Source organism: Streptomyces sp. NPDC001093 (genome assembly GCF_040298985.1).
In the GTDB taxonomy this organism is placed as follows: domain Bacteria; phylum Actinomycetota; class Actinomycetes; order Streptomycetales; family Streptomycetaceae; genus Streptomyces.
Genome location: NZ_JBEPBF010000104.1, coordinates 17406 through 37003, shown reverse-complemented (window position 1 = coordinate 37003; position 19598 = coordinate 17406). Strand labels below are relative to the sequence as shown.

Below are 19598 nucleotides of genomic sequence, written 5' to 3'. Positions count from 1 at the left end.
CGCGACCAGGCCGGCCGCCACGGCGCCGACCGCGGCGGGCAGTTCGGCCAGGCCCGCCTCGAACGGGCGCCTGCCCTGGACGAGTTGGAGGTACTGGGAGAGGAAGAACACCAGGCCGGACATGCCGAGCACGGTCAGCAGGTCGGCGAGGACCGCCCCGCTGAAGCCACGGCGCCGGAACAGCCGCATGTCCAGCAGCGGGGCCGGCATGGTGAGCTGGCGGTGGACGAAACCGGACAGGGCCGACGTGCCGAGCAGCGCCGTGGCGAGCACCGGCCAGGTGAACCCGTGCGTGGCGGCCTCCTTGACCGCGTACACGACGGCGATCATGCCGACCAGCGACAGGACGACGCTGATCAGGTCCCACGGGCCGGGGTTCGGGTTGCGGGACTCGGGCAGGGTGCGGATGCCGACCAGGACCAGGACCGCCATCACCGGCAGGTTGATCAGGAAGACCGAGCCCCACCAGAAGTGCTCGAGGAGGAATCCGCCGGTGATCGGGCCGACGGCCGTGCCGGCGGAGGCGGTCGCGCCCCAGATGCCCACGGCCAGGCTGCGCTCGCGCGGGTCGTGGAAGAGGTTGCGGATCAGGGCGAGGGTGGCGGGCATCAGGGTCGCGCCCGCGACACCGAGCAGCGCCCGCGCCAGGATCATCAACTCCGGTGTGGTGGCGTAGGCGTTGAGGACCGATATCGCGCCGAACGCCGTGGCACCGCCGAGCAGGATCCGCTTGCGGCCGATGCGGTCGCCGAGGCTGCCCATGGAGACCAGCAGACCGGCGATGACGAAGGAGTACACGTCGCCGATCCACAGGAGCTGGGTGCCCGAGGCGCCCAGGTCTTCGCTGATGTAGGGGGTCGCCAGGCCGAGGACGGTGGCGTCGACGGCCACCAGCAGCACGGCCAGGACGAGGACGGAGAGCGCGAGCCAGCGGCCCGGGCGCGTCACCGCCTCCGTCGTCGCGGCCGGCTGCAGGGTGCTGGTCATGATTCCTCTCTTCTCACGCGTTCGTACGTCGTACGCCGCCGAGCAGCAGCTCGACGATCATGTAGGTGAAGTCCTTCGTGGCCACCCGGCCCTCCGCCACCGCCCAGGCGCCGGAGGCGAGCAGGCCGTACAGCGCCTCGGTGAGCCAGGCGGGGGTGAGGTCGATGCGGAACTCGCCGCTCTCCTGACCGCGCCGGAACAGAGCCGTCAGGCGTTCGTCGATGCGGGCCCAGCCCTGGTTCTGCTGCTCGCCCTCGAACAGCTGGTTCTCGGTGTAGAGGAAGGCGAGCAGTCCGGCCGAGGGTTCGACGGCGCGGACCAGTCGGCGAACGGCCTCGCTCGCCGGGCCCTCGTCCAGGCGGGCCGCGTCCAGCGCCGCCTCGCACTCCTCGATGCCGAGCGCCTCCAGCGCCCGTACGAGAGCGTCGCGCCCGGCGAAGTGGCGGTGCAGTGTCGCCCGGCTGATCCCGGCGGCCTTGGCGACCTCGTCCATGGTCGCGGTGGATTTACGGGTCAGCAGGGCGGCCGCGCTGCGCAGCACCTGGTCACGATCGAGAGCCATGACACAAGGGTAGCGCAAGTGAGACATCAGTGTCTCACTCTGGGCGTGCGTGACTCAAAATCACCCGTCGGAGCGAGTGACGTCAGTGCCAGGGCAGCTGTCCGCGCCGCTCCCAGTAGGCGTGCGGGTCCTCGGCGAGCGTGGCAAGGCGGGTCAGCTGGTCCACGTCGAGATCGACGGCGGGAGCGTGGAGGTTGGAGACGAGCTGGGCGACCGTCGCGGCACCGGAGAGCACGACACCGGCCCAGGGCTGGCGCAGGATCCAGGCGAGGGCCACCGCGTCGCAGCCGAGACCCGTCTCCTCGGCGACCGTCCTGAGCATCTCGGGGGCATGCGGCGCGGCCAGCCGGCCGTTGGCCATGCCCTCCTTGACGATCACGGTGAGCCCGGCGTCGTGCGCCTCGGCGAGCGCGGCCGCTGCCGAGGTCTCGAGCACGTTGTACGTCGACTGGACGGTGCGGAAGAGGGGCTCACCGTCGGCGGTCAGCTGGAGTGCGGCGCGGATCGTGTCCGCCTGGGCGGGGCCGCTGGTGGAGAACCCGATGGTCAGACCACGGGCGGCGGCCTCGGCGAGCCGGGCGTGGAGGTCCTTGTCGGTGAGGGCCGGGCTGTCCGGGGTCACCGAGTGGATCTGGTAGAGGTCGAGCCGGTCGCCGAGCACGGCGTCGGTCTCGGCGCGCTGCCGCTCGTACGCGGCGAGGCTGTGGCCCTTGACCTCGTGCGTCTCGGCGTCCGTCGACCAGCCGGCGGTGTAGGTGTAGCCCCATTTGCTGCCGATGACCACGTCGTCGATGTCGGGGCGGGTGTTCAGCCAGTCCGCGAGGAACTCCTCGGAGCGGCCGTAGGAGCGGGCCACGTCGAAGTAGCGGACGCCCTGGGCGTAGGCGGCGTCCAGGAGTTCGTGGGTGCGGGTGCGCAGCGAATCCGCGCTGCGGTTCTCGCCGAGGTCCTTGTCGCGGTCGAGGTTGATGTAGCCGGGGCGACCTACTGCGGCCAGACCGAGGCCGATGTGGCAGGTGGGGGTGGTGGCGGTGGCGAGGCGGGAGAAGGGCATCGCGGGTTCCGTTCGGTCGGCTCCGGTACGGGTTCCGACCAACGTAACCTGCGATGACCTTCGGGTCCGCCCATGAACTCGGTTCGTTCAGTGCTTTGGCGGGTTCGGGCGCGATGTGGTTGCTCGCGCCCACGCGGCGGAGCCGCATGTCGACAACAGCCCCGCGACCCCTTCGGGGCGCTCCCGCTCAGCTCTTCTTCCTGGCTTCCGCCCACTCGTGCTGGGCCGCAACGTCCGCCTTGACCTCCGTCAGCTGTACGGCGACCGCGCTCGGGGCCGTACCGCCGCGGCCGTTGCGGGAGGCGAGGGCGCCGGGGACGTTGAGGACCGTACGGACCTCGGGGGTGAGGTGGGAGGAGATCTTCGCGAACTGCTCGTCCGTGAGGTCGTCCAGCTCCTTGCCCTCGGCCTCGGCGACCTTGACGCACTCCCCCGCGACCTCGTGGGCCACGCGGAAGGGCACGCCATGCTTGACCAGCCACTCGGCGATGTCGGTGGCGAGGGAGAAGCCGGCCGGGGCCAGTTCCTCCATGCGCTCGCGGTTGACGGTGAGCGTGGCGATCATGCCGGTGAAGGCGGGGAGCAGGACCTCCAGCTGGTCGCAGGAGTCGAAGACCGGCTCCTTGTCCTCCTGGAGGTCGCGGTTGTAGGCCAGCGGGAGGGCCTTGAGGGTCGCCAGCAGGCCGGTCAGATTGCCGATCAGCCGGCCGGACTTGCCGCGCGCCAGTTCGGCGATGTCCGGGTTCTTCTTCTGCGGCATGATCGACGAGCCCGTGGAGAACGCGTCGTGCAGGGTCACGAAGGAGAACTCCTTCGTGTTCCAGATGATGATCTCCTCGGCGATCCGGGAGAGGTTCACGCCGATCATCGCGGTGATGAAGGCGAACTCGGCGACGAAGTCCCGCGAGGCCGTGCCGTCGATGGAGTTTCCGACGCTGCCGTGCTCGAAGCCGAGGTCCCGCGCGACCGCCTCCGGGTCCAGGCCCAGGGAGGAGCCGGCGAGCGCGCCGGAGCCGTACGGGGAGACGGCCGTGCGCTCGTCCCACTGGCGCAGGCGCTCGGCGTCCCGGGACAGGGCCTGGACGTGGGCGAGGACGTGGTGGGCGAAGAGGACCGGCTGGGCGTGCTGGAGGTGGGTGCGGCCCGGCATCGCGACGTCCGGGTGGGCCTCGGCCAGGCCGATCAGGGCGTCCTGGAGGCCGGCGATCAGGCCGCCGATCGTCCGGGCGTGGTCCCTGAGGTACATCCGGAAGAGGGTCGCCACCTGGTCGTTGCGCGACCGGCCCGCGCGCAGTTTGCCGCCGAGGTCGAGGCCGAGGCGCTCCAGCAGGCCGCGTTCCAGGGCGGTGTGCACGTCCTCGTCGGCGATCGTGCCGACGAACGCGCCGGACGCGACGTCGGCCTCCAGCTGGTCCAGCCCGGCGATCATGCGCTGCAGCTCGTCCTCGGTGAGGAGGCCCGCCCTGTGCAGCACGCGCGCGTGGGCACGGGAACCGGCGATGTCGTAGGGCGCGAGCCGCCAGTCGAAGTGGACGGACGCGGACAGCTTCGCCAGGGCCTCGGCGGGACCGTCGGCGAAACGGGCGCCCCAGAGCCGTACGTCACCGCTGTTGCTGCTCACTTGCGCTGCTCCTAGGGAAGTGGGTCGGTTACGCGGGTGTGCGTCAGGCTATGCCCGCAGGTCACGCCGGGCGGCGATCCGCGACGACAGGCTGTGGATGTCGATGAAGCCCTTGGCCGCGGACTGGTCGAACGTGTCGCCCGTGTCGTAGGTCGCCAGGTTGAAGTCGTACAGGGACTCGGCCGAGCGGCGGCCGGTGACGACCGCGCGGCCGCCGTGCAGGGTCATCCGGACGTCGCCGGTCACGTGCTGGTTGGCCTCGTCGATGAAGCCGTCCAGGGCACGCTTGAGCGGGGAGAACCACTGGCCGTCGTAGACGAGTTCGCCCCAGCGCTGCTCTACCTGGCGCTTGTAGCGGGCGAGTTCGCGCTCGACGGTGACGTTCTCCAGCTCCTGGTGGGCGGTGATCAGGGCGATCGCGCCGGGAGCCTCGTAGACCTCGCGGGACTTGATGCCGACGAGGCGGTCCTCGACCATGTCGATCCGGCCGACGCCCTGGGCACCGGCGCGGTCGTTGAGCTGCTCGACGGCCTGCAGGACGGTGACGGGCCTGCCGTCGATCGCGACCGGGGCGCCCTGCTCGAAGGTGATGATCACCTCGTCGGCCTCGCGCGGCGTGGCCGGGTTGGCGGTGTACTCGTAGATGTCCTCGACCGGGGCGTTCCAGATGTCCTCCAGGAAGCCCGTCTCGACCGCGCGCCCGAAGACGTTCTGGTCGATGGAGTACGGGGACTTCTTGGTGGTGGCGATCGGGAGCTGCTTGGCCTCGCAGAAGGCGATCGCCCTGTCCCGGGTCATCGCGTAGTCGCGGACCGGGGCGATGCACTTCAGGTCGGGGGCGAGGGCGAGGATGCCGGCCTCGAAGCGGACCTGGTCGTTGCCCTTGCCGGTGCAGCCGTGGGCGACGGTCGTGGCGCCGTGCTTCCCGGCGGCGGCGACCAGGTGCTTGACGATCACCGGCCGGGAGAGGGCCGAGACCAGCGGGTAGCGGTCCATGTAGAGGGCGTTGGCCTTGATCGCGGGGAGGCAGTACTCCTCGGCGAACTCGTCCCTGGCGTCGGCCACTTCGGCCTCGACGGCACCGCAGGCGAGGGCGCGCTTGCGGATGACGTCCAGGTCCTCGCCGCCCTGGCCGACGTCCACCGCGACGGCGATGACCTCGGCGCCCGTCTCCTCGGCGATCCAGCCGATGGCGACGGAGGTGTCCAGACCGCCCGAATAGGCGAGTACGACGCGCTCGGTCACGGGTTTCTCCTCACACTGCGCTTGCCTCATGCATGAGTATGCAGAGCCCTGCATGATTCGTCAATCGAGTTCCGGGGTGAACGGATGAAACCGCTTTCCCGTATCCCCCTCCGAACGCAGGCGCCGCGTTGCCCAGAGACCGACCCGACCCAAGTGAGGCATCCGCATGTCCAGGGCTCTTCCGAAGTACAACAAGCGTCGCGTGGCGTTCATCGGCGGCACAGCGGCCGTGGTGCTGTCCGGTGCGGTGATCGCGGGCTCCGCCCTCGCCGGAACCCCTGCCGGGAGCGGCGGCGCGGCACAGGCCCGCACGCTGGCGAGCCCCGGCACGATCAGCTGCCCGGACGTCGCCGCCAAGCTGCCCGCGATCCCCGCCTCCGCCAAGGCCGAGGTCGACCGCAACCTCACCCTCCTCCAGACCCAGATCCAGGAAGCCGACAAGCGTTTGCAAACCACCGTCGGCCAAGGCGGACCCCACTTCGTCGACAACGCCATCCTCGGACCCCTCAAGGACAAGCGCGCCTCCACCATCGACCGCATCGCCATCGCCATCGGCCGCACCACCACCAAGCCCACCGGACTCGGCTCCCTGGCCGCCTGCACCCTGAACGCGAGCGGCACCGGCACGGCGGGCGGCGGTGCCGGCACGCCGAGCACGGCCGCGCCCCAGCAGCCGGGCACCGCCACGACGGCGGCGGGAAGCGCCGGCAGCACGGGCGGGAGCACCGGTGTGGGCTCGATCAGCTGCCCGGACGTCGCCGCCAAGCTGCCCGCCGTCCCCGCCTCCGCCAAGGCCGAGGTCGACCGCAACCTCACCCTCCTCCAGACCCAGATCCAGGAAGCCGACAAGCGTTTGCAAACCACCGTCGGCCAGGGCGGACCCCACTTCGTCGACAACGCCATCCTCGGACCCCTCAGGGACAAACGAGCCTCCACCATCGACCGCATCGCCATCGCCATCGGCCGCACCACCACCAAGCCCACCGGACTCGGCTCCCTGGCCGCCTGCACGCTCACCAAGTGACGTGACAGGTGTCCGTGGCCGCCCCGACGAGCGCCGGCCGGGGCGGCCACGGCAATTCCTTAGACAGACGAACGAGTTCCGTCGATAATCGTCGGACATGGGAAAGACCTACGAACGCATCGACGGCAGGCTCCGGACGTTCATCGAGGAGCAACCCCTCTTCTTCACCGCGACCGCCCCGCTGTCCGGCGACGGCACGGTCAACCTCTCCCCCAAGGGCCTCAAGGGCTCCTTCGCCGTGCTCGACGAACTGACCGTGGCCTACCTGGACTTCGCCGGGTCCAATGCCGAGACCGTCGCGCACCTCAGGGAGAACGGCCGGATCACCCTGATGTGGTGCGCCTTCCAGGGCCCGCCGAACATCGTGCGGGTGCACGGCCGGGGCGAGCCGGTCTTCCGGGACGACCCGCGCTTCAAGGAGCTCCTCACCCACTTCCCCGGCATCGACCCGAACCCGCACGGACTGCGCGCGATCATCGTCGTGCACGCGGAACTGGTCCGGGACACCTGCGGGTACGCCGTCCCCTACATGGCGTACGAGAGCGACCGCGACCTGCACGGGAAGCGTTTCGCGCGGGAGGACGACGTCTCGCTGAACGCCTACTTCGAGAAGAAGGAGCACGTCGCGACCAGCCTGGACGGACTACCCGGGCTGCCGTTGCCGCTTCCGCCGTCTACCGTCTGAGCCATGCGCCCCGGTGTCGTGCTCACCCTCGTGTCCGCCTCCTCGCTCGCCCTGCTCGGCCTCGCACCGGGCCACGGGTCCGCACCGCTGCCCGCGCAGCTGGCGGACACCGGCGGAGGCAGCCAGCTGATCATCGCTCAGGCACCGGGCACCGGCTCGGCATCGGGGACGCTCACCTGGTGGGACCTGAAGGACGGCCAGTGGGTCCAGGCCGGTTCGGCACCGGCGCGCTTCGGGGCGAACGGGCTGGTGGAGGGGGCCGCGCGGCAGCAGGGCACGAACACGACACCGACCGGCTTGTACGGCCTTCCCTTCGGCTTCGGGATCAAGGCCGCGCCGAGCGGGACGCGCGTCGAGTACCGGGCGGTGAAGGAGAGTTCCTGGTGGTGCCAGGACAACGACTCGGCGGCGTACAACCGCTGGGTGGATCCGCTGCCCGCCGACTGCCGCGCCTCCGAGTCCGAGCACCTCGTCTCCTACTCGACGCAGTACGCGTACGCCCTGGTCATCGGCTTCAACTACGACCAGCCTGTACGAGGCCGCGGGGCCGGGATCTTCCTCCATGTGAACGGGCAGGCGGCGACGGCCGGGTGCGTGTCGGTGCCGGAGAACGCGATGCAGCGGATCCTGCAGTGGGCGGAGCCGCAGCGGAAGCCGCACATGGCCATCGGGACGGTGGACGGGGCCACTGCCGTCACCCGGTACTGAAGGGCTCAGCCCGCCGGAAGCCGCACCGTGAACGTCGTGGATCCCGGCCTGCTCTCCAGTCCCACACTCCCCCCGTGCGCCTCCACCACCGCCGCCACGATCGACAGGCCGAGGCCCGCGCCGGAGCCGGAGGCACCGGCGGGGCGGCGGTGTTCGGCCCGGGTGAAGCGTTCGAAGACGCCCGGCTGGACCTCCTCGGGGACGCCGGGGCCGTCGTCGTGGACGGAGAGGACGGCCGAGTCGGCGCCGGCTTCCAGGGTGACCGTCACCTTGGTGCCAACGGGCGTGTGCAAACGCGCGTTGGCCAACAGGTTGGCCAACACCTGTTGGAGGCGGTGGGCGTCGCCCGGGACCGTCACCGGGTCCTCGGACAGGTCCAGGGTCCAGCGGTGGTCGGGGCCGGCGGCGCGGGCGTCGGTGACCGCGTCCAGGACCAGGTGGGTCAGGTCGACGGGCCGGCGCTCCAGGGGGCGGCCCGCGTCGAGGCGGGCGAGGAGGAGCAGGTCGTCGACCATCAGGCCCATGCGGGAGGACTCGGCGGCGATGCGCTGCAGGGCACGGGTGACCTCCGGCGGCACCGGGCCGGGGTGCAGCAGGGCCAGCTCGGCGTGGCCGCGGACCGAGGCGACCGGGGTGCGCAGCTCGTGGCTGGCGTCGGCGGCGAAGCCGCGCAGCCGCTCCTCGCTGGCGTGCCGTTTGGTCAGGGCGTCCTCGACGTGCCGGAGCATGCGGTTGAACGCCGCCGCCACCCGGCCGACCTCGCTGCGCGGGTCGCTGTCCGGGGCGCGCGGCGGCAGCGCCACCTCACCGCTGGCCAGGGGCAGCTCGCTGACCCGGGTGGCGGTCGCGGCGACCCGGCTCAGCGGGCGCAGCGACCAGCGGACCCACAGCGCCCCGGCGACCCCGGCGGCGGTCAGGGCCAGGCCGAGGACGACCACCGCGACCAGTTCGAGGCGGGTGACCGCGGCCCGTACCGGCTCCGTCGGCAGGCCCGTCACCAGGACGTCGCCGTCCTTCCCCCGCCACGCCATCAGGCGGTAGTCGTGCAGGTGCGACAGGCACACGGTGTGGCCCCGGCCGTCCACCGGCAGCCCGGCGAGGGCCGCGCGGTCCGCGGCGGTCAGGGTGATCCCGGGGTCCTGCCGGTCGCTGGCGGGCACCACCGCCGCGTTGGTGACCCGGCCGTTCAGCAGGCGGGCACCGAACGTCTCGGCGGCCTGGCGACGGGTGTCGCCGTGCTCGTCGCCGTCCTGGTCCGAGGGCTTCGAGGGCTGGTAGGTGCCGTGCTCCAGGCTCTGCGGGAAGGCCGGTCCGGCCTGCACGATCTGCTGGTCGAGCCGGCGGGTGAGAAAGCCGTTGAGCTCGACGACGGCGGCCGCGCCGACCGCGGCGCAGCTGATCGCGAGCAGCACGACCAGGCCGGCGGTGAGCCGGGCGCGCAGGGTGCGGGGCCGGGGCAGCCGGGCCAGGGCGCCACGCAGGCCGAGGCGGCTCACCTGGCCGCCGGTTTCAGGACGTAACCCGCCCCGCGCACGGTGTGGATCATGGGCTCGCGGCCCGCGTCGACCTTCTTGCGCAGGTAGGAGATGTACAGCTCGACCACATGGGCCCGACCGCCGAAGTCGTAGGACCAGACCCGGTCGAGGATCTGTGCCTTGCTGAGCACGCGGCGCGGGTTGCGCATGAGAAAGCGCAGGAGCTCGAACTCGGTGGGTGAGAGTTCGATCAGTTCGCCGGCCCGGGTGACCTCGCGGGCCTCCTCGTCCATCGCCAGGTCGCCCACGACCAGCCGCGGCCCCTCCTCCTGCTGCCGGACCATGCCCGCCCGGCGCAGCAGGCCGCGCAGCCGGGCCACGACCTCCTCCAGGCTGAAGGGCTTGGTGACGTAGTCGTCGCCGCCGGCCGTGATGCCCGCGATCCGGTCCTCGACCGCGTCCCGTGCCGTGAGGAAGAGCACACACACGTCCGGCTTCACCTCGCGCAGCCGGCGCAGCACGGCGAAGCCGTCGGTGTCCGGGAGCATCACGTCCAGGACGACGGCGTCGGGCAGCAGCTCGCGCGCGGTGGAGAGCGACGAGGCGCCGTCGCCGGCCGCGCACACCTCCCAGCCCTCGTAGCGCAGGGCGCCGGTGAGGACCTCGGCGAGGTCGGGGTCGTCGTCGACGACGAGGACGCGCAGCGGGGTGCCGTCGGGTCGGGTGAGGGCCGGACGGCCGGAACGGGTGGTGTTCATCGCGCCTTCCAGCATCACCCATGGGGAGGGGTGCGCGGCACCGCCACCGCTCTGAGTTTTCTCTGAGAGCCCTGAGGTCCGCTGAACGCAGTCTGAGAACCGGCTCTGAGTCTGCTCTCAAAGGCCCTGGTCAGCGCCTCGCTCAGAGGTCCCTCAGAGCTTTGCGCCGCACAGTGGCCCGGTACGGCGGACGAAGGGACGGCGACTGATGACGACCGTGGATGTGCGGCGGGCGGCCCAGCCCGTGACCGCGCGGCGCTCCCCCGCGGGGCCCGTGCTGGCCGCGCTGTGGGCCGGGGCGGCGGCCGTGGTCGCGCTCTGGTGGACGGACACCGGGTCCGTGGTCGGTACGGCCGGCTGGCTGACCGGCGCCGGGCGGATAGCCGGGCTGCTGTGCGGGTACGCCTGTGCGGTGCTGGTCGGCCTGATGGCGCGGGTGCCGCTGCTGGAGAGGCGGATCGGCTCGGACCGGGTGGCGCGCTGGCACGCGATGGCCGGCCGGTACACGGTCTGTCTGCTCGTGGCGCACCTCGTGCTGATCCTCTCCGGGTACGCCGCCCAGGACCGGGCCTCGCTCTGGCACGAGACGGTGACCGTCGTCCTGGACTACCCGGACATGCTCAAGGCCACCGCCGGCACGGTGATCCTCTTCGCGGTCGGCATCACCTCGGCCCGGGCCGTGCGCCGCCGCACCAGCCACGAGTTCTGGTACTACGTCCACCTGCTGACGTACGCGGCCGTCTTCCTGGCCTTCTTCCACCAGCTGACGCTGGGGAACGAGTTCAACGGCAAGCCGGTCGCGACCGCCGTCTGGTACGCGCTGTACCTGGGCGTCGCGGGCCTGGTGCTGTGGTTCCGTGTCCTCGCCCCGGTCCGCCTCAACCGCCGCCACCAGCTGCGTGTGGACTCGGTTCACATGGAAGCACCGGGTGTGTACTCGGTCGTCGTTCGCGGGCGGCACCTGGACGAGCTGGACGCGCGGCCGGGACAGTTCTTCCGCTGGCGGTTCCTCGGCGAGGGCCTGGGCTGGACGTCGACGCCGTACTCCCTGTCGGCGCCGCCGCGCCCGGATCTGATGCGCATCACCGTCAAGGCGCTCGGCGACCACAGCGCGGCCGTCGCCCTGCTGCGGACCGGCACCCGGGTGTGGGCGGAGGGCCCGTACGGCTCCATGACCGCCGACCGGGCCACCAGCCACCGCTCGCTGCTGATCGCGGCCGGCGTCGGCATCACGCCGCTGCGGGCGCTGTTCGAGACGCTGCCCGGTGAGGTCACCCTGCTGTACCGGGCGCGCACCGCCGAGGACCTGGCGCTCGGCGGCGAGCTGGAGGCCATCGCCCGCTGGCGCGGCGCCCAGGTGCTGTACGCGCTGAACGGTCCCCGGGGCGAGCGCCCGGCCATCACGGCGCAGTCGCTGCACGCGACCTTCCCGGGCCTCGCCGGCCACGACGTCTACATCTGCGGGCCGCACGGCTTCGCGCAGGACGTGTACGAGGCGCTGCGGGCGGCCGGAGTGCCCGACCGGCGTATCCACCACGAGTCGTTCGAACTGTGAGAGCTGTGAGGCAGATCACGTGCATGCCCTGAAGAAGAACCGCCCCCTGCGCCGGATCGTGCTGGCCAGTGCCGCCACCGTCTCCGGGATGGTGCTGCTGCTGTCGCTGAAGCCGCACACGAGCCCCACACTGGCCACGGCCGGCACCAAGTCGCCCACGGTGTCGAGCAGTTCGGCCCCCTCGGCCGGATCGAGCGGATCGCCGGCCGGATCGAGCGGCTCCTTCGGCGGCTCCAGCTCGGGTACCAGGGGCGGCGTCTCCAAGACCGTCACCGGCGACACCGTCCAGACCCGCTGGGGCCCGGTCCAGGTGCGGGTGACGATCAAGACCGGGAAGCTGACGGACGTGACGGCGGTGCAGTACCCGTCGGACAACCCGCGCGACCAGGAGATCAACAGCTACGCCCTGCCCCAGCTGCGGCGCGAGGCGCTGGCCGCGCAGAGCGCGGAGATCGACATGGTGTCGGGCGCCTCGTACACCAGCACCGGCTACAAGCAGTCCCTGCAGTCCGCGCTGGACTCGGCGGGACTGTGACGCGGGGACTCTGAACACTCAGCGCATCCGGCACGTATCTGTGGGCCAAGGGTCAAGTCCCCACGGAGGAACCGTGTCCACCACGCTCGCAGGCGGACGTGCCGCCCGCCGCCAGACGATGCGCCGCATCCGCCCGCGCCGCTCCCCGGCCGTACCGCTGCTGCTCGCCGTCTGGGCGGGCGCGGCGGCCGTGCTGTGGCTCTGGTGGCACAACACCCCGTCCATCGCCGACGACAACGGCAGGATCCTCAACGCGGGCCGGATCACGGGCCTGCTGGCCGGCTATCTGATGGCGCTGGTCGTGCTCCAGATGGCGCGCGTGCCGGCGCTGGAGCGGCGGGTCGGCTCGGACCGGGTGGCCCGCTGGCACGCGATGAGCGGCCGCTACACGCTCTGCCTGATCGTGGCGCACGTCTTCCTCACCATGTGGGGGTACGCGCTCCAGGCGGGCAAGTCGCTCGGCGACATCGTCCAGCAGACCATCGACTCCATCAACCAGCTTCCGGACATGGGCAAGGCCGCCATCGGCACGGGCCTGTTCGTGCTCATCGGCCTGACCTCGATCGGCCCGGTCCGCCGCCGGATGCCGTACGACACCTGGTACCACGTGCACCTGATGACGTACGCGGCGGTGTTCCTGACGTTCTGGCACCAGATCACCACCGGGAACGACTTCGCGGTCGAGCCCATGGCGAAGACCTTCTGGTACGGCCTGTACGGCACGGTCACCGCGCTCGTCATCTGGTACCGGATCCTCACCCCGATCCGGCTGAACCTCCGGCACCGGATGCGCGTCGAAGCGGTCATCGAGGAGACGCCGGGCATCGTGTCGGTGCTGATCGGCGGGCAGCGGCTGCACCGGATGGGCGCGGAGGCGGGCCAGTTCTTCCGCTGGCGTTTCCTCGCGCCGGGCATGCGCTTCAGCTCGCACCCCTACTCGCTGTCGGCGGCCCCCCGCCCCGGCATGCTGCGGATCACGGTGAAGGCCATCGGCGACCACAGCGCGCGGCTGCGCGAGCTGACGCCCGGCACCCGGGTGTGGGCGGAGGGCCCGTACGGGGCGATGACCGCCCAGCGCCGCAGCCGGGGCAAGGTGCTGCTGGTCGCGGGCGGGGTCGGCATCACCCCGATGCGGGCGCTGTTCGAGACGCTGCCCGGCGCGGCCGGTGACATCACCCTGCTCTACCGGGCCAACAGCACCCAGGACCTGGCGCTGTGGGACGAGCTGGCGAAGATCGCCGACGAGCGGGGCGCCCGGCTGATGTACGCGGTGAACAGCCCCGACGGGGAGCGGCCGGACATCTCCGCGGAGAACCTCCGGCGGAAGATCCCGGACATCGACCGGCACGACGTGTTCATGTGCGGCCCGACCGGGTTCGCGCAGTCGGTGTACGAGGCACTGCGCGGCGCGGGGGTCCCCGCCCGCCGCATCCATCACGAGTCGTTCGAGATGTGAGCGGGAGCTAGGAAAGCGATGAGGAAGAGCCACCCCATTCGGCGGGTCGTGCTGGCCACCGCCGCGACCGTGTCCGGTGTCGTACTGCTGCTGTCGCTGAAGCCGGCGTCCGATCCGGCCGCGGCGTCGGCGGCGGGCGCGGCACAGCAGCAGACGACGGCGGGCCAGAAGTCCCCGCAGGGCGGTCAGCAGGGCGGTGCCCAGGCGGCCGCCGGCGCCGGCACGGTGACCGGCGACGCCACGCAGACCCAGTACGGCACGGTGCAGGTACGGCTGACCGTCAGCAACGGCAAGATCACCAAGGCGGAGGCTGTCCAGGCGCCCAAGGGCGGACTCAGCGACCAGAAGACCGCGTTGGCCGTCCCCAAGCTCAACCAGGAGGCCGTCGCGACGCAGAGCGCGCAGATCGACACGGTGTCCGGGGCGACGTACACGAGCAACGGCTACAAGAAGTCGCTGCAGTCGGCACTGGACAGGATGAAGACGTCCGCCGGATCCTCGAAGGGGACCTCGGCCGGCTCCTCTTCGTCCGGTGCGGCGCAGGCCCGTACGGTCACCGGGAAGGTCGCGCAGACGCAGTACGGCCCGGTCCAGGTGCGGATCACCGTCAGCGGTGGCAAGATCACGAAGGCGGAGGCCGTCCAGGCGCCCAAGGGCGGACTCAGCGACCAGAAGACCGCGTTGGCGGTCCCGAAGCTGAACCAGGAGGCCGTCACGGCCGGCAACGCGACCATCGACGCCGTCTCCGGCGCCACCTACACCAGCACCGGCTACAAGCAGTCGCTCCAGTCGGCGCTGGACCAGGCCGGTGGCTGACACGGTGGCCGAGTCGGCCGAAGCTCCCGCCGCGGTGCGTCATGCGGAGGAGGTCATGGGGACCGTCTTCTCCCTCGACGTCCGCGGCGGGGAACCCGGTGCGGTGCGCGAGGCGCTGGCCGAAGCCGTCGCCGGTCTGCACCGGGCGGACGCGGTGTTCAGCACCTACCGCGAGGACAGCGAGGTCTCACGGCTGGCCCGGGGTGAGCTGACCGTGGCGGAGTGCGCGCCGGAGGTCGCCGAGGTGCTGGACCTCGCGGCCGAGGCGGAGCGGGTGAGCGAGGGCTGGTTCAGCACCCGTTACCGGGGCTCGCTGGATCCCACCGGCATCGTCAAGGGCTGGGCCGCCGAGCGGGCCGCGCGGCTGCTGGCGGAGGTGCCCGGGGTGCGCGGGGTCAGCGTCAACGGCGGCGGGGACGTCCAGCTCCTCGGCGCGCCGGAGCCGCAGCGGCCGTGGCGGGTGGGGGTGGCCGATCCTCTTCGGCCGGGCGGTCTGGCGGCGGTGATCTCGACGGCGGGCGTGGCCGAACTGTCGGTGGCGACCTCGGGTACGGCGGAGCGGGGCGCGCACATCGTGGATCCGCGCACCGGGAAGTCCGCGGTGTCGGACCTGGTGGCCGTGACGGTGGTCGGTCCTCGTCTGACCTGGGTCGACTGCTGGGCCACGGCGGCCTTCGCGATGGGCTCCCGGGCGGGCCTGGCGTGGCTGGAGTCGCTGCCGGACGTGGAGGGCCTGCTGATCACCGCCGGCGACGAGGTGCGGTGCACCGGGGGGCTGGCGGCCCGCCTGGGGTGACATTTCCCGTTTCTCCAGAAAGTTCTTCCGGAACGCCATCCGACTCCGGTCCCGGGACGTATCTCGGGTACCGGATGTTTCGGGAGGAACCAGATGGCGATCTTCAGCAGGCTCATGCCTGCCCTCCACCATGACGACCACGACGACCACCACAGGAAGGACTTCACTTCGGGGCGCGACGACGGGACCATGCACCGCCGCCGTCGTGACCGTCACAGCCACCACGGTCACGACGGTCACCACGGCCACCGGTGGTGACCACCGATGCGGGCCGAGCGGGCCGGGGGCCGAGGGATCCGGTCCGCTCACGCCGTCGTGCCGCCCGCGCCCGCCGTGCCGCCGCGCGAGGTGTTCCGGCGCTTCTGGCCGTACACGCGCGGCGGCCGGCGCTGGCTCGCGCCGCTCGTCGTCCTCGGTGTGGCGGGGCCGGCCGTCGACGCGGCGGAGCTCTGGCTGTTCAAGGTCGTCGTGGACGATGTGCTGGTCCCGCGGAATCCGAGCCCCTTTCTGTGGATCGCACCTACCTGTCTGGGGCTCGTCCTGTGCTCCGGGATCCTGGGCTTCGCCGACGACGTCACGTCCACCTGGGTCGGCGAACGCTTCCTGCTCGCGCTGCGCTCCGACGTGTTCCGGCACGTCCAGGGGCTGTCGCTCGGCTTCTTCGAGCGCCGGCGGCTCGGGGACCTGATCTCCCGGATCACGGGCGATGTCGACGCGGTGGAGACGTTCCTCGTCTCGGGCGTCGCGGACGTCCTGTACCACGTGATCCAACTGGGCGTGTTCCTCGCCCTGTTGTTCTACCTGCGCTGGGACCTCACCCTGCTCGCCCTGGCCATCGTGCCGCTGTTCTGGGGTGCCGCCCGGCACTTCTCCCGGCGGATCAAGGAGGCGTCGCGGGAGCGCAGGCGGCGTGGCGGCTCGCTCAGCGCGATCGCCGAGGAGTCGCTGGGCAACGCGGCGCTGGTGCAGGCGTACAACCGGCAGGGCTGGGAGGAGCGCCGGTTCGACCGGGAGAACACCGGCCGGTTCCGGACGGTGATGGACTCGGCGCGGATCCATGCCGTGTACCGGCCCGTCGTCGAGCTGATCGAGGTGAGCGGGGGCCTGGCGGTCATGGGGCTGGGCACCTGGAAACTGGCGCAGGGTCAGCTCACGCTGGGCGGTCTGCTGGTCTTCCTGGCGCTGATCGGCAGGCTCTACGGCCCCGTTCACGGCCTGTCCCAGCTCGGCACCACCTTCTACGCGGCCTCCGCCTCGGCCGAGCGGATCATCGAGCTGCTGGACCAGCGGCCGCAGGTCGTCCAGGCGCCGGGTGCCCGCCGGCTGGGCCGGGCGCGGGGCGCGCTGGAGTTCGACGGGGTGTGGTTCCGCTATCCGGGCAGCTCCTCCTGGGCGCTGTCGGACGTGTCCTTCGAGGTGGCCCCGGGCGAGACACTGGCGCTGGTCGGCGCCAGCGGGGCCGGCAAGTCCACGGTCGCCAAGCTCCAGTTGCGGTTCTACGACCCCGGACGGGGAGCGGTCCGGCTCGACGGGACCGATCTGCGGGAGCTGCGGCTGTCCGACGTACGGGAGAGCGTGGCCGTGGTGCTCCAGGAGACCCTCGTCCTTCATGGCACCGTGCGGGAGAACATCGCCTACGGGCGGCCCGGCGCGAGCGAGGCGGACATCATCGCGGCGGCGCGCGCGGCGGACGCCCACGAGTTCATCGAGCGGCTCCCCGAGGGCTACGACACCCTGGTCGGACAGCGCGGCCGGACGCTGTCCGGCGGGCAGTGCCAGCGTCTGGCGATCGCCCGCGCCATGATCAGGGACGCGCCCGTGCTGCTGCTGGACGAGCCGACCACCGGCCTCGACGTGCGGTCGGGCCGGCGGATCATGGGTCCGCTGCGCCGGCTGATGGCCGGGCGGACGACCGTGGTCATCTCCCACAACCTGCTGACCGTCCGCGACGCCTCGCGGATCGTGGTGCTCGACCACGGCCGGGTCGTGGAACACGGCGCCCACGAGGACCTGCTGCGCGGCCAGGGGCCGTACGCCCGGCTGCGCCGGCTGAGCGCGGACACGGTGCTGTCGTGAACGGTCCCCTCGCCCAGGGCAGTGGCCCGGCGCCCCTCGTGCCCGGGACGAGACCGGCGCCCGGGTACGGGATCCTGGCGCATCTGACCCGCACCGGCTGGCTCGACGTGTACGACGCGTGGAGCGAGGAACGGGCCTGCCGGTGTGTGATCAAGGTGCTGCGACCGGACCGTCGGGGCGAGGAGCGGCTGGGCGAGCGGCTGCTGCGCGAGGGCCGGTGGCTGCGCGAGTTCAGCCATCCGCATCTGGTCCGGGGCTACGAGACCGTCGAGTCGCCCGAGCCGCTCGTCGTCCTGGAGACGCTGACCGGCGAGACCCTGTCCCACCTGGTGCACCGGTTGCGGCGCCGGATGCCCGCCGCCGATGTGGCGCTGCTCGGTGTGCAGTTGTGTTCCGCGGTCCACTACCTCCACGGCCGGGGTCTGCTGCACCTGGACCTGAAACCGTCCAACGTGGTGGTGGAGCGCGGTCATGCCAAGGTGCTGGACCTGAGCGTCGCCCGGCCGCCCGGACCGGCGCCCGCCGGCGTGGGCACGTTCTGCCGTCTCGCGCCGGAGCAGGCCCGCGGTGGTCCGCTCACGGCCGCGGCCGACGTGTGGGGCATCGGCGGCACGTTGTACGAGGTCGCGTGCGGTGACCTGCCCTTCGACTGCGGGGACCCCGCGGACGAAACCGACGAGTCCGGCGAGGGCGGCGCGGACGACTGGTACGCGCAGGCCGACGAGGCGGCACCGCCGATCGCGTCCCGGCGGCGGCTGCCGCCCGCGCTCGCCGCCGCGATCGACGCCTGTCTGCGGGCCGACCCGGCTGAGCGGCCCACGGTCGCCGGGCTGGCCGCGGCCCTGGAAGCGACCTTGCCGCAGCGCCCCTGACGGGGGCCGGCCCCGTTGCCTACGACGGCTCCACGACGTGCCCCATCCCCAGGTGGGCGGTGGCGAGGACCGTGCCGTCGGGTGTCGTCAGCCGGGCGCCGGAGAGGGTCGACAGGTCACCGGGAGCGGCCACACCCCACTCGCCGCGTCCGGCGGTCAGGGGGAAGTCGCCGACCCGGACGGTCGTGCCGTCGGCGTGCTGCAGGAGACAGGTGACCTTGCCGGTGTACGAGCCGCGGGGGCCGGCGGAGTCGACGGACACGAAGATCCAGCCGGGGGTCCCGGGGTGGGCGTAGACCTCGCCGACCTTGCCGCCGCCGTTCGTGGCCGAGATCATGTCCCCGACCAGCATGGGCTCGGATCCGGCGGCGGGCGCGGTCGAGGCGACGACGGCCTCTACGGCGGTGCCGATCCCCCAGCCGGCGAACCCGACGGCGACGGTGAGCGCGGCGGCGACGGCCGCGAGCCGCAGCCGTCCCCGCCGGACACGCCCGCGCAGGTCCCGGGACACACGGCCGGAGGCGCCCCCGGGGGCGTCGGGCGCCGCAGCCTGCTCGGCCAGCCGGCGCGCCACCCGCGCCTCGAACCCGGCCGGGGGCTCGCTGTCCGGCAGCAGGCCGATCAGCCGGTCGCCGACCAGGGTGAGCCGGCGGACGTACTCCCGGCAGTCCGCGCACCGGTCCAGATGGGCGACCGCCTCGGCGCGCTCCCGGCCGGGCAGCACGCCCAGCGCCAGTTCGGCACCGATCTCCCGCAGCTTGTCGCAGTTCGTGTCACTGGACATGGTCGCCTCGCTTCAAAGGCGCGAGTGTGGTGCGCAGTTTCGCCATGGCGGCCCTGATCCGGGTCTTGGCGGTGCCCAGCGGGATGTGCTCGGCGTCGGCGATCTGCTGGGCCGTCATTCCGTAGATGCCGGCCATCACCAGGGCCCTGGCCTGTTCCCGGGGCAGCCGTGCCACGGCGGCCCGCAGCTGGGAGGAGGCCTCGTCGGCCAGCGCCCACTGCTCGGGGGTCTCGGTGACGGCGCCGATGACGGCGTCGAGGTCCTCGGGTGCCATCGGCTCGGTCCGCCGGGCCCGGACGGCGTCGACGGCGAGGTTGTGCGCGATGGTCGTCAGCCAGGTGGCGACCGAGCCGCGGCGCGAGTCGTAGATCTGGGCGTGCCGCCACGCGCGCTCGAACGTCGACTGGGCGACGTCCTCGGCGAGTTGCGCATCCCCGGTGACGGCCATGGCGACCCCGAAGACCCGGTGCTGGAACCGGCGTACGAAGATCACCGCGAGTTCCGGATCACCGGTGGCCAGCCCGGCCAGCAGGGCTTCGTCCGGGAGGCGGCCCACGGGGAACCGGAAACCCGACACACCCCTGTATAC

General features: G+C 72.1%; 19 protein-coding genes. 10 read left to right on the top strand and 9 right to left on the bottom strand.

Annotation, left to right across the window (positions count from 1 at the left end; genetic code table 11):
* The 5 genes from ABT288_RS36370 to ABT288_RS36350 all read right to left on the bottom strand — a co-directional run.
* Nucleotides 1–987: MFS transporter (locus tag ABT288_RS36370; protein WP_351617270.1), on the bottom strand; the 987-nt coding region annotated here is incomplete at its 3' end.
* Between the two features lie 13 nt (nt 988–1000).
* The gene (locus ABT288_RS36365) at nt 1001–1549 is read right to left on the bottom strand and encodes a TetR/AcrR family transcriptional regulator (RefSeq protein WP_351617268.1); all 549 of its coding nucleotides are present in this window, start codon (nt 1547–1549) and stop codon (nt 1001–1003) included.
* A gap of 82 nt (nt 1550–1631) precedes the next feature.
* On the bottom strand, nt 1632–2603 hold the full coding sequence (locus ABT288_RS36360) for an aldo/keto reductase (RefSeq protein ID WP_351617265.1): 972 nt from the start codon (nt 2601–2603) through the stop codon (nt 1632–1634).
* A 187-nt stretch (nt 2604–2790) separates the two neighbouring features.
* Nucleotides 2791–4224, bottom strand: a complete 1434-nt coding sequence (argH, locus tag ABT288_RS36355) for an argininosuccinate lyase (protein WP_351617262.1) — start codon at nt 4222–4224, stop codon at nt 2791–2793.
* A 48-nt stretch (nt 4225–4272) separates the two neighbouring features.
* Nucleotides 4273–5469 carry an argininosuccinate synthase gene (locus tag ABT288_RS36350; RefSeq protein ID WP_351617259.1) on the bottom strand — a complete coding sequence of 399 codons (1197 nt, stop codon included), beginning with the start codon at nt 5467–5469 and terminating at the stop codon, nt 4273–4275.
* Nucleotides 5470–5635: 166 nt separating this feature from the next.
* On the opposite strand from ABT288_RS36350, the gene ABT288_RS36345 reads away from it, so the two are divergent.
* The 3 genes from ABT288_RS36345 to ABT288_RS36335 all read left to right on the top strand — a co-directional run bounded on the left by ABT288_RS36345 (nt 5636) and on the right by ABT288_RS36335 (nt 7886).
* A complete protein-coding gene (locus ABT288_RS36345; protein WP_351617256.1) occupies nt 5636–6493 on the top strand; it encodes a hypothetical protein in 858 nt (285 codons plus the stop codon).
* Between the two features lie 97 nt (nt 6494–6590).
* Nucleotides 6591–7178: a pyridoxamine 5'-phosphate oxidase family protein gene (locus tag ABT288_RS36340; protein WP_351617253.1), complete on the top strand. Its 588-nt coding sequence runs from the start codon at nt 6591–6593 to the stop codon at nt 7176–7178.
* Between the two features lie 3 nt (nt 7179–7181).
* On the top strand, nt 7182–7886 hold the full coding sequence (locus ABT288_RS36335) for a L,D-transpeptidase family protein (RefSeq protein WP_351617247.1): 705 nt from the start codon (nt 7182–7184) through the stop codon (nt 7884–7886).
* Between the two features lie 5 nt (nt 7887–7891).
* Here the strand turns inward: ABT288_RS36335 and ABT288_RS36330 are convergent, their stop codons facing one another.
* Nucleotides 7892–9382 carry a sensor histidine kinase gene (locus ABT288_RS36330; protein WP_351617246.1) on the bottom strand — a complete coding sequence of 497 codons (1491 nt, stop codon included), beginning with the start codon at nt 9380–9382 and terminating at the stop codon, nt 7892–7894.
* A complete protein-coding gene (locus ABT288_RS36325; protein WP_351617244.1) occupies nt 9379–10119 on the bottom strand; it encodes a response regulator transcription factor in 741 nt (246 codons plus the stop codon). The genes ABT288_RS36330 and ABT288_RS36325 overlap by 4 nt, the downstream gene beginning before the upstream one ends.
* A 208-nt stretch (nt 10120–10327) precedes the next feature.
* Here ABT288_RS36325 and ABT288_RS36320 point away from each other — a divergent pair, with 208 nt between their 5' ends.
* From ABT288_RS36320 to ABT288_RS36290, 7 genes are all read left to right on the top strand, one after another.
* Entirely contained in the window at nt 10328–11674 is a 1347-nt protein-coding gene (locus ABT288_RS36320; RefSeq protein WP_351617242.1) for a ferredoxin reductase family protein, read from the top strand.
* Nucleotides 11675–11693: 19 nt separating this feature from the next.
* On the top strand, nt 11694–12209 hold the full coding sequence (locus tag ABT288_RS36315) for an FMN-binding protein (protein ID WP_351617239.1): 516 nt from the start codon (nt 11694–11696) through the stop codon (nt 12207–12209).
* A gap of 73 nt (nt 12210–12282) precedes the next feature.
* Complete coding sequence (locus tag ABT288_RS36310) at nt 12283–13665, top strand: ferredoxin reductase family protein (protein ID WP_351617236.1); 1383 nt, start codon at nt 12283–12285, stop codon at nt 13663–13665.
* Nucleotides 13666–13683: 18 nt separating this feature from the next.
* Nucleotides 13684–14481, top strand: coding sequence for an FMN-binding protein (locus ABT288_RS36305; RefSeq protein WP_351617233.1), 798 nt, complete (start codon nt 13684–13686; stop codon nt 14479–14481).
* Complete coding sequence (locus ABT288_RS36300; RefSeq protein ID WP_450858332.1) at nt 14474–15277, top strand: FAD:protein FMN transferase; 804 nt, start codon at nt 14474–14476, stop codon at nt 15275–15277. Before ABT288_RS36305 ends, ABT288_RS36300 begins: the two co-directional genes overlap by 8 nt.
* A 264-nt stretch (nt 15278–15541) precedes the next feature.
* On the top strand, nt 15542–17353 hold the full coding sequence (locus ABT288_RS36295; protein WP_351617231.1) for an ABC transporter ATP-binding protein: 1812 nt from the start codon (nt 15542–15544) through the stop codon (nt 17351–17353).
* Complete coding sequence (locus tag ABT288_RS36290) at nt 17350–18225, top strand: serine/threonine-protein kinase (RefSeq protein ID WP_351617229.1); 876 nt, start codon at nt 17350–17352, stop codon at nt 18223–18225. Before ABT288_RS36295 ends, ABT288_RS36290 begins: the two co-directional genes overlap by 4 nt.
* Nucleotides 18226–18244: 19 nt before the next feature.
* Here ABT288_RS36290 and ABT288_RS36285 read toward each other — a convergent pair whose 3' ends face one another.
* Together ABT288_RS36285 and ABT288_RS36280 are read right to left on the bottom strand one after the other, a co-directional pair.
* Nucleotides 18245–19009: a hypothetical protein gene (locus ABT288_RS36285; RefSeq protein WP_351617226.1), complete on the bottom strand. Its 765-nt coding sequence runs from the start codon at nt 19007–19009 to the stop codon at nt 18245–18247.
* Complete coding sequence (locus tag ABT288_RS36280) at nt 18999–19586, bottom strand: RNA polymerase sigma factor (RefSeq protein WP_351617223.1); 588 nt, start codon at nt 19584–19586, stop codon at nt 18999–19001. Before ABT288_RS36280 ends, ABT288_RS36285 begins: the two co-directional genes overlap by 11 nt.
* Between the last annotated feature and the right edge of the window lie 12 nt (nt 19587–19598).